Raw genomic sequence first — 14376 nt, 5'->3', positions numbered from 1 at the left:
TACTATCTAGTTTTGAATGTATAATCATTCATTTTACGAAGTGACATGTTCGAATGCGAATGTTTGAGACATCTCGTATTTTACAAATGCGAACGTTTGACACGAAGTAAAACATTGTTTGGTGACAATAGCAAAGAGGCCACACCTGTTCCCATGCCGAACACAGAAGTTAAGCTCTTTAGCGCCGATGGTAGTCGGACTTACGTTCCGCGAGAGTAGGACGTTGCCAAGCAAGCTTTTATCATGACCTAGCGGTCATTTTTTCTTTGGAAAAATTGAATAAAAGCGTTGACTTTCGCTTTGAAAGTCTGTATAATTAATTCTTGTCGGGTCAAAAGAACTGACACATGAACATTGAAAACTGAATGACAATATGTCAACGTTAATTCCAATAATTTTGAGTACGTAACGTACTTTCAAGAGTGATTGGCTTAAGCAATCAACGAGCTATATCAAGCTTACTTCTTTTATGGAGAGTTTGATCCTGGCTCAGGATGAACGCTGGCGGCGTGCCTAATACATGCAAGTCGAGCGAACAGATGAGGAGCTTGCTCCTTTGACGTTAGCGGCGGACGGGTGAGTAACACGTGGGTAACCTACCTATAAGACTGGAATAACTCCGGGAAACCGGGGCTAATGCCGGATAACATGTTGAACCGCATGGTTCAACAGTGAAAGACGGTCTTGCTGTCACTTATAGATGGACCCGCGCCGTATTAGCTAGTTGGTAAGGTAACGGCTTACCAAGGCGACGATACGTAGCCGACCTGAGAGGGTGATCGGCCACACTGGAACTGAGACACGGTCCAGACTCCTACGGGAGGCAGCAGTAGGGAATCTTCCGCAATGGGCGAAAGCCTGACGGAGCAACGCCGCGTGAGTGATGAAGGTCTTCGGATCGTAAAGCTCTGTTGTTAGGGAAGAACATATGTGTAAGTAACTGTGCACATCTTGACGGTACCTAACCAGAAAGCCACGGCTAACTACGTGCCAGCAGCCGCGGTAATACGTAGGTGGCAAGCGTTATCCGGAATTATTGGGCGTAAAGCGCGCGTAGGCGGTTTTTTAAGTCTGATGTGAAAGCCCACGGCTCAACCGTGGAGGGTCATTGGAAACTGGAAAACTTGAGTGCAGAAGAGGAAAGTGGAATTCCATGTGTAGCGGTGAAATGCGCAGAGATATGGAGGAACACCAGTGGCGAAGGCGGCTTTCTGGTCTGTAACTGACGCTGAGGTGCGAAAGCGTGGGGATCAAACAGGATTAGATACCCTGGTAGTCCACGCCGTAAACGATGAGTGCTAAGTGTTAGGGGGTTTCCGCCCCTTAGTGCTGCAGCTAACGCATTAAGCACTCCGCCTGGGGAGTACGGTCGCAAGACTGAAACTCAAAGGAATTGACGGGGACCCGCACAAGCGGTGGAGCATGTGGTTTAATTCGAAGCAACGCGAAGAACCTTACCAAATCTTGACATCTTTTGATCGCTCTAGAGATAGAGTTTTCCTCTTCGGAGGACAAAATGACAGGTGGTGCATGGTTGTCGTCAGCTCGTGTCGTGAGATGTTGGGTTAAGTCCCGCAACGAGCGCAACCCTTAAGCTTAGTTGCCATCATTAAGTTGGGCACTCTAAGTTGACTGCCGGTGACAAACCGGAGGAAGGTGGGGATGACGTCAAATCATCATGCCCCTTATGATTTGGGCTACACACGTGCTACAATGGACAATACAAAGGGCAGCAAAACCGCGAGGTCAAGCAAATCCCATAAAGTTGTTCTCAGTTCGGATTGTAGTCTGCAACTCGACTACATGAAGCTGGAATCGCTAGTAATCGTAGATCAGCATGCTACGGTGAATACGTTCCCGGGTCTTGTACACACCGCCCGTCACACCACGAGAGTTTGTAACACCCGAAGCCGGTGGAGTAACCATTTTGGAGCTAGCCGTCGAAGGTGGGACAAATGATTGGGGTGAAGTCGTAACAAGGTAGCCGTATCGGAAGGTGCGGCTGGATCACCTCCTTTCTAAGGATAATATACGGAATATCGTCTTAGGCGATACGGAATAACGGAGACATATTGTATTCAGTTTTGAATGCTCATTTATTGAGAATTCAAATTATGGGCCTATAGCTCAGCTGGTTAGAGCGCACGCCTGATAAGCGTGAGGTCGGTGGTTCGAGTCCACTTAGGCCCACCATTTATTTTGTACATTGAAAACTAGATAAGTAAGTATAGATTTTACCAAGCAAAACCGAGTGACAAGCGAAAAGCTTGAAACAAAAAATTATCGCTAGTCGTCGACAGACGACTCACAATAATTAATAACTGGTGGATGGTAAGTAGTGCATATGTTATAGATACGATAAACGTGAATTGAAAGCGTTTGTCAGTCTATGAATCACAAACAAGAGCGAAGGCGCTTACTTTTTTAAGTAACTGAGCGATTTGTGCCGTGATGAAGCAGAATGCGAACGCTTATCAACACGTTTAGATTAAGTTATTAAGGGCGCACGGTGGATGCCTTGGCACTAGAAGCCGATGAAGGACGTTACTAACGACGATATGCTTTGGGGAGCTGTAAGTAAGCTGTGATCCAGAGATTTCCGAATGGGGGAACCCAGCACGAGTTATGTCGTGTTATCCGCATGTGAATACATAGCATGTGAGAAGGTAGACCCGGAGAACTGAAACATCTTAGTACCCGGAGGAAGAGAAAGAAAAATCGATTCCCTGAGTAGCGGCGAGCGAAACGGGAAGAGCCCAAACCAACAAGCTTGCTTGTTGGGGTTGTAGGACACTCTGTACGGAGTTACAAAGGAATATGTTAGACGAATAACCTGGAAAGGTTAATCATAGAAGGTAATAATCCTGTAGTCGAAAACATATACCCTCCTGAGTGGATCCTGAGTACGGCGGAGCACGTGAAATTCCGTCGGAATCTGGGAGGACCATCTCCCAAGGCTAAATACTCTCTAGTGACCGATAGTGAACCAGTACCGTGAGGGAAAGGTGAAAAGTACCCCGGAAGGGGAGTGAAAGAGAACTTGAAACCGTGTGCTTACAAGTAGTCAGAGCCCGTTAATGGGTGATGGCGTGCCTTTTGTAGAATGAACCGGCGAGTTACGATCTGATGCAAGGTTAAGCAGAAAATGTGGAGCCGTAGCGAAAGCGAGTCTGAATAGGGCGAATGAGTATTTGGTCGTAGACCCGAAACCAGGTGATCTACCCTTGGTCAGGTTGAAGTTCAGGTAACACTGAATGGAGGACCGAACCGACTTACGTTGAAAAGTGAGCGGATGAACTGAGGGTAGCGGAGAAATTCCAATCGAACTTGGAGATAGCTGGTTCTCTCCGAAATAGCTTTAGGGCTAGCCTCAAGTGATGATTATTGGAGGTAGAGCACTGTTTGGACGAGGGGCCCCTCTCGGGTTACCGAATTCAGACAAACTCCGAATGCCAAATAATTTAACTTGGGAGTCAGAACATGGGTGATAAGGTCCGTGTTCGAAAGGGAAACAGCCCAGACCACCAGCTAAGGTCCCAAAATATATGTTAAGTGGAAAAGGATGTGGCGTTGCCCAGACAACTAGGATGTTGGCTTAGAAGCAGCCATCATTTAAAGAGTGCGTAATAGCTCACTAGTCGAGTGACACTGCGCCGAAAATGTACCGGGGCTAAACATATTACCGAAGCTGTGGATTGTCCTTTAGGACAATGGTAGGAGAGCGTTCTAAGGGCGTTGAAGCATGATCGCAAGGACATGTGGAGCGCTTAGAAGTGAGAATGCCGGTGTGAGTAGCGAAAGACGGGTGAGAATCCCGTCCACCGATTGACTAAGGTTTCCAGAGGAAGGCTCGTCCGCTCTGGGTTAGTCGGGTCCTAAGCTGAGGCCGACAGGCGTAGGCGATGGATAACAGGTTGATATTCCTGTACCACCATGATTCGTTTTAAGCGATGGGGGGACGCAGTAGGATAGGCGAAGCGTGCTGTTGGAGTGCACGTCTAAGCAGTAAGACTGAGTGTTAGGCAAATCCGGCACTCATTAAGGTCAAGCTGTGATGGGGAGAAGAAACATGTTTTCTTCGAGTCGTTGATTTCACACTGCCAAGAAAAGCCTCTAGCTAGAAGATTGGTGCCCGTACCGCAAACCGACACAGGTAGTCAAGATGAGAATTCTAAGGTGAGCGAGCGAACTCTCGTTAAGGAACTCGGCAAAATGACCCCGTAACTTCGGGAGAAGGGGTGCTCTTTGAGGTTCACGCTTCGAAGAGCCGCAGTGAATAGGCCCAAGCGACTGTTTATCAAAAACACAGGTCTCTGCTAAACCGTAAGGTGACGTATAGGGGCTGACGCCTGCCCGGTGCTGGAAGGTTAAGAGGAGTGGTTAGCATTAGCGAAGCTACGAATCGAAGCCCCAGTAAACGGCGGCCGTAACTATAACGGTCCTAAGGTAGCGAAATTCCTTGTCGGGTAAGTTCCGACCCGCACGAAAGGCGTAACGATTTGGGCACTGTCTCAACGAGAGACTCGGTGAAATCATAGTACCGGTGAAGATGCCGGTTACCCGCGACAGGACGGAAAGACCCCGTGGAGCTTTACTGTAGCCTGATATTGAAATTCGGTACAGTTTGTACAGGATAGGTAGGAGCCTTAGAAGCGTGAGCGCTAGCTTACGTGGAGGCATTGGTGGGATACTACCCTAATTGTATTGGATTTCTAACCCGCAACTCTTATCGAGTTGGGAGACAGTGTCAGGCGGGCAGTTTGACTGGGGCGGTCGCCTCCTAAAGAGTAACGGAGGCGCTCAAAGGTTCCCTCAGAATGGTTGGAAATCATTCATAGAGTGTAAAGGCATAAGGGAGCTTGACTGCGAGACCTACAAGTCGAGCAGGGTCGAAAGACGGACTTAGTGATCCGGTGGTTCCGCATGGAAGGGCCATCGCTCAACGGATAAAAGCTACCCCGGGGATAACAGGCTTATCTCCCCCAAGAGTTCACATCGACGGGGAGGTTTGGCACCTCGATGTCGGCTCATCGCATCCTGGGGCTGTAGTCGGTCCCAAGGGTTGGGCTGTTCGCCCATTAAAGCGGTACGCGAGCTGGGTTCAGAACGTCGTGAGACAGTTCGGTCCCTATCCGTCGTGGGCGTAGGAAATTTGAGAGGAGCTGTCCTTAGTACGAGAGGACCGGGATGGACATACCTCTGGTGTACCAGTTGTCGTGCCAACGGCATAGCTGGGTAGCTATGTATGGACGGGATAAGTGCTGAAAGCATCTAAGCATGAAGCCCCCCTCAAGATGAGATTTCCCAACTTCGGTTATAAGATCCCTCAAAGATGATGAGGTTAATAGGTTCGAGGTGGAAGCGTAGCGATACGTGGAGCTGACGAATACTAATCGATCGAAGACTTAATCAATTTAGTTCATAAGGTGATGCTTGTGAAACAATACTTACTATCTAGTTTTGAATGTATAATCATTCATTTTACGAAGTGACATGTTCGAATGCGAATGTTTGAGACATCTCGTATTTTACAAATGCGAACGTTTGACACGAAGTAAAACATTGTTTGGTGACAATAGCAAAGAGGCCACACCTGTTCCCATGCCGAACACAGAAGTTAAGCTCTTTAGCGCCGATGGTAGTCGGACTTACGTTCCGCGAGAGTAGGACGTTGCCAAGCAAACATCATTAAGTGATGCGATGAGCCGAATCGAGACCGAGAGGTCTCTTTTTTTTTTATCTAAAAATGATATTCTAATAGAAGATGACGTGTATAAATATCAAGAGAGTTTAGGTGAATAATATTGAAAGGGTATATGAAGCAACTCACATTTATTGATAAGAAAAAGATAGATATTCGAAAAGGATTACGTCAAGGAATGCTCATGTTCATTCCTTTACTATATGGGCTATTATTTAATGATTTTCCTTCAGCATTACTCATAACGATTGGGACACTCGCACATGTTTATGCGTTTGATTGGACATTTACCTCACGCATGCGTATCGTGTCATTGACGTCGTTTAGTTTTGTCATTGCGATGATGCTAGGTACTTTGACGTCTGGAAATTCCATTGTGTTTGCGATTTTTTTACTTGTCTTTTCGGTCATTCCGTATTATATTTTTACGACGCTTAATGTACCAGGACCGTCTTCTACTTTTTTTATCATTGCTTATAGTCTGTCTTTAGTCATGCCGCAACAGCCGGAAGATTTTTTATATCGCGGCGCCATGGTGGGGGTTGGGGGGTTACTATCACTCATCGTTATTGTAGTAGATTATTGGTTGAAACGTGATACTCATGAAGCGAATGCGATTAAAAATGAGTACCAACTATTACAAAAGTTGGTGCATCAGTTTAATGACCAAGCACAATTTAATGATTTAACGAAAGTCGCGGTTAAGACGTTTATAGCGACTTCCGAAACTTTAAACACGACAGGCTCATCATTACAAAAACGGTCTGTTGCTTATCAAAGAGCGGTGCTATTACATCAATGGGCAGAAGGGGTCTATTCAGAACTGCTGGAATTGAACGCAAAAGGTATTCGTCCGATGCCCTCAGTGATCAAAGATATGATAGACCATGTCAGCAATGCGGTTGTTCATCCAAATGAAAAACGTAAAATGTGGAAAAAACGTATTGAAATTGACGGGAAATTTGATGAGTTAGTGATGTTGATATTTAAAATAGATGAAACATTAGCTTCTACAGACATTAAAGTGAAAGAGAATATAGAAATTCGTTCGCCTCAGTATAAACATCGTCTTCTCAATCATCTCACACCTGAATCAGCGGCTTTTGTGGCGACAATGAAATATTCATTAATTATGGGTGTATCTATCTTAGTCGCGCTTGTATTTAATCTTGAACGTGCGTATTGGGTGCCTTTAAGTGCACATACAGTGCTTATCGGTGTTACCAATGTTGCGAGTCTACAGCGAGCGTTGGCTCGTTGGCTTGGTACAATGGTCGGTGTGATACTAACGGCCGGTTTTCTAAGTTTAGAGCCGCATATTGGTGTGGTGATTGTGTTACTTGCCTTAAGTGGAGCTATGACTGAGGCCTTGGTAGGTGCAAATTATGCACTTGCGATGATTACTATTACATCCCAAGTTTTATTGCTTAGTGGGCTGGCGCAAGGGGTGTTTACGCCGATGATCGCGATACCTCGGTTTTTAGATACAACGGTAGGAATTCTTATAGCTGTCATAGGGGTACTCCTTATTGGACGTCATATTGCTTCGAGACACTTACCTGAGATTATGGCGGAAGTGGCACGTGTGGAAGCACAGATTTTTCATTATGTGTTTTCAAATCAACAATATCCCAAAACATATAAAGCATACAATCCACGTAAAGATAAGATGCGTATGAAACTAAAAGTAGAGAATATGGAAATGATGTATAATCGGGCTTACGGTGAAATATCGTCTAATCATAAACGAACCCAATATTATTATCCAGCCATATTTTTACTGCAACAAATTCATTTTAAGCTCACGCAAATTTTACATGATGATCGTGGCGTTTATTTGGATGACCGTGCATTAGGTGATTATTTGGTCGTCTTTGAAAACATTGCGAAATTATTTGAGTGTGGCAAATATCATAGTAACATCATTGATTTACCTGAACTGAAACATTATGTGCAATTGCGTCACTTTTTAATGCAACTTCAAGAAATTGAACTATATGATTATCAAAATGAAAGAAATCCGCATTTATTAAAAGATTAAAAACGACTAAAACTATGTGGCTACATAAAATACAAAAACCGTTTAACCCCTGCAGTCAAGGGGCTGAACGGTTTTTGTATTTTTAATTAGAAGTATCTTCTATTTCTAGACTCTTCAGTAACTGTGTAGCATGTGCTTCAACGTCTTCCATCGGGATGCCTCCAAAACCTAATACAAATTGTGGTGTTGCTGATTTTGAATGGTAACAATAGGCGGATAAAGGTTTTAATGCAATACTATGGCGATGAAACTGATCGATACATTTGGCTTCAGTCCAGCCATTTTTAATTGTAATCACAAAATGCATACCTGTCATGTCTCCGGAAATACTGATAACTTCTGGGTATTGGCGTAAAATTGAGATTAATTTATCTCGTTTTTGACGATATATTTTTCGCATTCTGTTAAGGTGACGTTCGAAATGATGGGACGCCATAAATTGACTGACCATATATTGTGTATGTCTTGGTACACTCCCGCCTTCAATATTAAGTGTTTGCTGATATTTTTTTTGAAGTGCCTCAGGTAAGACAGCATAGGCGATACGAATAGATGGTGCGATAGATTTCGAAAACGTACTGACATAAATGACGCTTCCTGATTGGTCTAAACTTTGTAGTGCAGGAATGGGTTTACCTTCGAAACGAAACTCTGAGTCATAGTCATCCTCAATAATAAAACGGGATGGTTTGTCTTGTGCCCATTTCAACAAGGCAATCCGTCGTTTGAGCGTCATTGTTACACCTGTAGGAAATTGATGACTTGGTGTAATATAAACCACATCTTTTTCGCCAAAATGTCCTTCAACACGTAATCCATCATGATGTACATTAAGAAAAGAATAATGAATGTGTTTGCGTTTTAACAATTGATGGACTTGAGGGTATAAAGGGTCTTCTAAAAGATAATGACTTTTAGGTGATAATAAATCTGTTATGATTGATAATATTTGATCGGTCGAAGATGCGACAATCACTTGTTCTGGAGTGGCTTGTACACCACGACTGTGAAAAAGATAATGGCTGATTTCTTTACGTAATGCATAATCTCCTTGTTTATGTCCTGTTTCAACGAGATGGTGTTGTAAATCTTCAAATGCTTCTTTAGCAAATTTTCTTAAAATATCAAAAGGAAAGTGTGCTTGATCAATTGCACCTAATTGAAAGCGAAATTGGTGAGTCATGTCATCCTGATTAGGTGCTTGAACTGAGACCTGTGCTTGTGAAGGCCTTGCGATAAATGGTAAAGATTCAATATCACTCACATAATATCCAGATTTCGGTCTACTTACAATAAACCCTTCATCTATTAATTGTAAATAGGCATGTTCGATTGTAGTTTGACTCACTGACAAATACTGACTTAAGTGTCGTTTTGAAGGAAGTTTTTCGCCTTCACGTAGTGTGCCTGCGATAATGCTTTCTTTAATATTGTCATAGAGTTGCACATAAATGGGTTGATCAAGGGCTTTATCGATATGAAACATCAGCATTTCCATTGCTATCACTCCAAACTGACCACTTTAATTTGTTTATTTCTGACTCTTTTATAGGTTCAGTTTATAGTATAAGCTACTTTTGTATATTCGAAAAGGGGGCACTATTCATATGTCTAAACAAATAGGTTCAGATCGCGTTAAACGCGGTATGGCAGAAATGCAAAAAGGTGGCGTAATCATGGATGTGGTTAACGCTGAACAAGCTAAAATTGCGGAAGAAGCCGGTGCTGTTGCAGTTATGGCTCTTGAGCGTGTACCATCTGACATTAGAGCAGCAGGTGGTGTTGCACGTGCATGTAATCCAAAAATTGTAGAAGAAGTGATGAATGCAGTATCGATTCCAGTCATGGCAAAATGTCGTATCGGTCATATAACAGAAGCACGTGTGTTAGAAGCGATGGGCGTAGATTATATCGATGAGTCTGAAGTATTAACACCAGCGGATGAAGTATTCCACCTTAAGAAAAGTGATTATACTGTTCCATTCGTATGTGGATGTCGCAATTTAGGTGAAGCGGCACGCCGTATTGGTGAAGGTGCGGCGATGTTACGTACGAAAGGTGAACCAGGTACAGGAAACATTGTTGAAGCAGTTCGGCATATGCGTCAAGTGAATCAAGAAGTGAACCGCATTACTGTAATGAGCGATGATGAGTTAATGACAGAAGCGAAAAACTTAGGTGCGCCATATGATATTTTAAAAATCATCAAATCAACAGGACGCCTCCCAGTTGTTAACTTTGCGGCAGGTGGTGTGGCGACACCTCAAGATGCGGCACTAATGATGGAATTAGGGGCCGATGGTGTCTTTGTAGGTTCTGGTATATTCAAATCCGAAGATCCTGAAACGTTTGCTAAAGCGATTGTGCAAGCGACAACACATTACCAGGATTATGAATTAATTGGTAAGTTAGCGAAAGATCTTGGTACAGCGATGAAAGGATTGGATATTAATTCGCTTTCATTAGAAGAACGTATGCAAGAGCGTGGTTGGTAAGATGAAAATTGGTGTACTCGCTTTACAAGGTGCAGTTCGTGAACATATTCGTCATATTGAAGACAGTGGTCATGAAGGTATTTATGTAAAAAAAGTAGAACAACTGAATGAGATTGATGGATTAATTATTCCAGGTGGCGAATCTACAACGTTACGACGTTTAATGACGTTATATGGTTTTAAAGAAGCACTTCAGCAATCGGATTTGCCAATGTTTGGTACATGTGCAGGGCTAATCGTCCTTGCGAAAGATATCGTAGGGGAAGAAGGGTACCTTCAAAAACTCGATATTACCGTCGAACGTAATTCGTTTGGCCGCCAAGTAGATAGTTTCGAAGCGGACTTAACAATTAAAGGTATAGAAAAGCCTGTGGAAGGTGTATTTATTCGCGCGCCTCATATTCAATCTGTTGAAAATTCAGTAGAGGTGCTTGGTGTCATCGATAATAAAATCATAGCGGTACGTCAAGGAAAGTATTTAGGGGTGTCTTTTCATCCTGAGCTGACTGACGATTATAGTATGATGCATTATTTCATTAATGACATCGTTGCAAAAGCTTAAATTCATTGGTTTATCAAATATAAACATGCAAAGGCGCATCATCTCTTTATGATATTTTTATCATAGAGATGATTGCGCTTTTTAATATATAAAGAAAAACAGGACTGACAAAATGTAAAATACAATATACCAGTCCTGTTTACGCTATAAAGTCATCTATTCGTACTACCGCTCAAATATTGAAAGATGTTAAACCATTTAGATTTAAATAAAGAATCCTGCAATTGTAGCTGAAATAAATGAAACAAGTGTTGCACCAAATAACAATTTAAGACCGAAGCGGGCAACTACGTCACCTTTTTCGTCATTTAATGACTTGATGGCACCTGAAATGATACCGATAGAACTAAAGTTAGCGAATGATACTAAGAATACAGAAACGATGCCGAGTGCACGTTCTGATAATCCACTAGCTTTACCAAGTTCTGTCATTGCTACGAATTCATTTGATAATAACTTTGTTGCCATAATTGATCCAGCATCCACTGCATCGCTCCATGGAATACCTGTTAAGAAGGCAAGCGGTGCGAAGATGAACCCAATTAATGTTTGGAAGTTCCAACTTAATGTACCACCAGAAACGAAGTGGATAATACCACCAATTGTACTGTTTAAGAAAGTGATTAAAGCAATATAACCGATTAACATTGCACCAACAATCACTGCAACTTTGAAACCATCTAAAATATATTCTCCCAACATTTCAAAGAATGATTGTTGCTTTTTCTCTTCGTCTATTAATAATTTGTCGTCTTTTTCATTTACTTTGTAAGGGTTTACAATTGAGGCTACAATAAAACCGCCAAATAAGTTTAAAACGACTGCTGTAACGACATACTCAGGTTTTACCATCGTGAAATAAGCCCCGATAATCGATGCCGATACTGTTGACATCGCTGATGCTGTTAATGTGTATAAACGATGTTTCGGAATGTAAGGAAGTTGTTTTTTAAGTGAAATAAATACTTCTGATTGACCTAAAATTGCTGATGCAACAGCATTGTATGACTCTAGACGCCCCATACCATTTACTTTTGAAATTAAAAATCCTAAAACATTAATAATGACTGGTAAAATCTTTAAGTATTGCATAATACCAATTAATGCTGAAATAAATACGATAGGAAGTAAAACGTTTAAGAAAAATGACATTGCGCCGTCGTTAGCCAAACCACCGAATACGAAGTTCACACCTTCTGCAGCTTGTTTCAACAAGTACGCAAAACCATTTGCGATGCCTCCCACAATGGTAATACCAATGGTAGTCTTTAATAAAATAAAGGCTAATATCATTTGGATGACCAACATTAAACCAATGTAATGCCAACGAACATTTTTCTTGTCAGAACTTGCAATCCAAGCTAACCCCAAAAACACAAGAATTCCGACTATCCCAATTAAAATGTGCATGAAATAAACACCTCTGTCTAATTTATAAATATTTACTAAGACTATCATACACCAAATATGTAAGCAGTAACATAACAATTTTATGTCACTTATAATCAAATTGGTTGAAAAAGGTCAAACCAACTTTTATAATATAGTCAAAGATGGTCAAAAGAGGTGATACCATGCATAATATGTCTGACATCATAGAGCAATACATTAAGCAATTATTTGAAGAAACGAAAGATGATGTCGTGGAAATTCAGCGCGCCAATATCGCACAACGATTTGACTGCGTACCATCTCAGCTGAATTATGTTATTAAAACACGCTTTACAAATGAACACGGCTATGAAATTGAAAGTAAACGTGGCGGTGGAGGTTATATTCGAATCACTAAAATTGAAACGAAAGATCATGCCTCATATATTAAACGTTTAATGGACTTAATCGGTCCGTCTATATCTCAACAACAAGCCTACTATATTATAGATGGGTTATTAGATAATCAACTGATTACAGAACGTGAAGCAAAATTAATTGCTGCAATTGTCGATAGAGAAACATTGACGATGGATGTTGCATCAAGAGATATCATTCGTGCTAATATTTTAAAACGATTACTTCCGGTTATTAATTATTACTAGAAGGTGATGCTATGACACAATATGAACTGAAGTTAACGCAAAACAATCAGCGTAAACCCAATAAAGAAATGTTGAAACATGACGAGATTCATAATCAATCTGATGATCAATGGCACCAAGGCGAAGATGTAGAAGGGACATTTGTTGTTCAACAAATTTTACAACATCTTGCGGCAAAATACGGGATTAACGTGGATCAACTTGTATATCGTGAGGAAAAACGATGTCCGACATGTCAAATGTCGCTCAAAGATATCGCACATGTAGGTAAATTTGGATGTCATGATTGTTATACTACTTTTAAAGAAGATGTCTATGATATTGTTCGACGAGTACAAGGTGGACATACAACACATTCAGGAAAATATCCGTTATCTTCACACCGTAAACGCGCACTAAAACAACAAATCGAATCGAAACGTGACACGCTACAACAATTAGTCGATGCGCAAGAGTTCGAACAAGCCGCAGTAGTTCGCGATGAAATTAAAGCGCTTGAAGCGAAACAAAGTGAGGTGGCCAATGATGAGTAATCATCTTGAACATCATATGAGTGGTTGGCTTCAAGAATCGAATACCTCACCCGTTGTCATGTCGTCTCGTATTCGTTTAGCGCGCAACCTCGAAAACTACGTGCATCCGCTCATGTTTCCTTCTGAAGACGAAGGACATCGCGTCATCAACGAAGTGCAAGATGCATTATCCAATCTTAAAGTTGTACGTCTTGACGAATTAGATCAACAAAGTAAATACAAGTTAGTGGCCAAACATTTGATTAGTCCTGAGTTAACGAAACAACCGGCATCAGCGGTATTGCTCAATGAAGATGAATCAATCAGCGTGATGGTGAATGAGGAAGATCATATTCGCATTCAAGTGATGGGTAAAGATTTGTCACTAACTGATTTATATGACAAAGCCTCTGCTATTGATGACGAACTTGACGCAGCAACCGCGATTAGCTATGACGATGACTTAGGCTATTTAACAACATGTCCTACGAATGTAGGGACTGGAATGAGAGCAAGCGTCATGCTTCATCTACCAGGATTATCCATAATGAAACGTATGTCACGTATTGCACAGTCCATCAACCGATTTGGATTTACTATTCGAGGCATTTATGGTGAAGGGTCACAAGTGTATGGTCATGTGTATCAAGTGTCCAATCAATTGACCCTAGGAAAAAGTGAACAAGAGATTATTGAAGCTTTAACAGAACTTGTACAACAAATTATTAGTGAAGAATTAGAATTTAGAACACGTTTACACACACATAAAGAAATCGAAACACTCGACCGTATTTATCGCTCATTAGGCATTTTAAAATACAGTCAGTTAATTTCAGTTGAAGAAGCATCTTACCGTCTGAGTGATATAAAACTGGGCGTGGATTTAGGTATATTAGATATGAAAGATTTTCAATTTGATGAATTAATGATTGCCATCCAATCCCCATTTTTAATCGATAATGATGAAACGCTATCAATAGAAGCTAAAAGAGCAAAAATATTACGAACACATATATAAGGAGGTTCGAT

8 protein-coding genes, 1 tRNA gene and 4 rRNA genes are annotated in these 14376 nt (G+C 41.6%); 11 read left to right on the top strand and 2 right to left on the bottom strand.

Translation table 11 applies throughout. The annotated features are described in order from the left end of the window. Window positions 1-117: 117 nt before the first annotated feature. From rrf (SHYC_RS10820) to SHYC_RS10795, 6 genes are all read left to right on the top strand, one after another. A 5S ribosomal RNA gene (rrf, locus tag SHYC_RS10820) occupies window positions 118-232 on the top strand. Window positions 233-466: 234 nt separating this feature from the next. Beyond that, window positions 467-2018 (top strand): 16S ribosomal RNA (locus tag SHYC_RS10815). Between the two features lie 98 nt (window positions 2019-2116). Continuing rightward, window positions 2117-2193: transfer RNA gene (locus SHYC_RS10810), tRNA-Ile, on the top strand. Between the two features lie 293 nt (window positions 2194-2486). Continuing rightward, window positions 2487-5413 (top strand): 23S ribosomal RNA (locus tag SHYC_RS10805). A 152-nt stretch (window positions 5414-5565) separates the two neighbouring features. Further along, a 5S ribosomal RNA gene (gene rrf / locus SHYC_RS10800) occupies window positions 5566-5680 on the top strand. The 16S, 23S and 5S rRNA genes sit together here with 1 tRNA gene alongside, the layout of an rRNA operon. Window positions 5681-5816: 136 nt before the next feature. After that, entirely contained in the window at window positions 5817-7742 is a 1926-nt protein-coding gene (locus SHYC_RS10795) for an FUSC family protein (RefSeq protein ID WP_039647739.1), read from the top strand. A gap of 82 nt (window positions 7743-7824) precedes the next feature. On the opposite strand, the gene pdxR is transcribed toward SHYC_RS10795, so the two are convergent. Next, window positions 7825-9240, bottom strand: a complete 1416-nt coding sequence (gene pdxR / locus SHYC_RS10790; RefSeq protein ID WP_052257852.1) for a MocR-like pyridoxine biosynthesis transcription factor PdxR — start codon at window positions 9238-9240, stop codon at window positions 7825-7827. 109 nt (window positions 9241-9349) lie between these two features. On the opposite strand from pdxR, the gene pdxS reads away from it, so the two are divergent. After that, the gene (gene pdxS / locus SHYC_RS10785; RefSeq protein ID WP_039647073.1) at window positions 9350-10237 is read left to right on the top strand and encodes a pyridoxal 5'-phosphate synthase lyase subunit PdxS; all 888 of its coding nucleotides are present in this window, start codon (window positions 9350-9352) and stop codon (window positions 10235-10237) included. A 1-nt stretch (window position 10238) separates the two neighbouring features. Then, window positions 10239-10799, top strand: coding sequence for a pyridoxal 5'-phosphate synthase glutaminase subunit PdxT (gene pdxT / locus SHYC_RS10780; RefSeq protein WP_039647071.1), 561 nt, complete (start codon window positions 10239-10241; stop codon window positions 10797-10799). Between the two features lie 204 nt (window positions 10800-11003). Here the strand turns inward: pdxT and SHYC_RS10775 are convergent, their stop codons facing one another. Continuing rightward, entirely contained in the window at window positions 11004-12209 is a 1206-nt protein-coding gene (locus tag SHYC_RS10775; protein WP_039647069.1) for a NupC/NupG family nucleoside CNT transporter, read from the bottom strand. Window positions 12210-12373: 164 nt separating this feature from the next. Between SHYC_RS10775 and SHYC_RS10770 the strand changes: the two genes are divergently transcribed. Genes SHYC_RS10770 through SHYC_RS10760 form a run of 3 tightly spaced genes read left to right on the top strand, consistent with a single transcriptional unit; the run spans window position 12374 to window position 14365 of the window. Then, window positions 12374-12835 (top strand): CtsR family transcriptional regulator, encoded by a 462-nt coding sequence (locus tag SHYC_RS10770; protein ID WP_039647067.1) that lies wholly within the window; start codon window positions 12374-12376, stop codon window positions 12833-12835. Window positions 12836-12846: 11 nt separating this feature from the next. Further along, entirely contained in the window at window positions 12847-13368 is a 522-nt protein-coding gene (locus tag SHYC_RS10765) for a UvrB/UvrC motif-containing protein (protein WP_039647066.1), read from the top strand. After that, window positions 13361-14365: a protein arginine kinase gene (locus tag SHYC_RS10760; protein WP_082021559.1), complete on the top strand. Its 1005-nt coding sequence runs from the start codon at window positions 13361-13363 to the stop codon at window positions 14363-14365. The genes SHYC_RS10765 and SHYC_RS10760 overlap by 8 nt, the downstream gene beginning before the upstream one ends. Window positions 14366-14376: the final 11 nt, after the last annotated feature.

The sequence above is a fragment of the Staphylococcus hyicus genome, from assembly GCF_000816085.1.
In the GTDB taxonomy this organism is placed as follows: domain Bacteria; phylum Bacillota; class Bacilli; order Staphylococcales; family Staphylococcaceae; genus Staphylococcus; species Staphylococcus hyicus.
The sequence above is the reverse complement of the archived record's forward strand: the minus strand, read 5'-3'. Positions and strand labels throughout refer to the sequence as shown.

Bases quoted from the DNA above. Each gene is read 5' to 3' on its own strand.
- SHYC_RS10795 (WP_039647739.1), top strand. From the start codon at position 5,817: ATGAAGCAACTCACATTTATTGATAAGAAAAAGATAGATATTCGAAAA.
- pdxR (WP_052257852.1), bottom strand. From the start codon at position 9,240: ATGGAAATGCTGATGTTTCATATCGATAAAGCCCTTGATCAACCCATT.
- pdxS (WP_039647073.1), top strand. From the start codon at position 9,350: ATGTCTAAACAAATAGGTTCAGATCGCGTTAAACGCGGTATGGCAGAA.
- pdxT (WP_039647071.1), top strand. From the start codon at position 10,239: ATGAAAATTGGTGTACTCGCTTTACAAGGTGCAGTTCGTGAACATATT.
- SHYC_RS10775 (WP_039647069.1), bottom strand. From the start codon at position 12,209: ATGCACATTTTAATTGGGATAGTCGGAATTCTTGTGTTTTTGGGGTTA.
- SHYC_RS10770 (WP_039647067.1), top strand. From the start codon at position 12,374: ATGCATAATATGTCTGACATCATAGAGCAATACATTAAGCAATTATTT.
- SHYC_RS10765 (WP_039647066.1), top strand. From the start codon at position 12,847: ATGACACAATATGAACTGAAGTTAACGCAAAACAATCAGCGTAAACCC.
- SHYC_RS10760 (WP_082021559.1), top strand. From the start codon at position 13,361: ATGAGTAATCATCTTGAACATCATATGAGTGGTTGGCTTCAAGAATCG.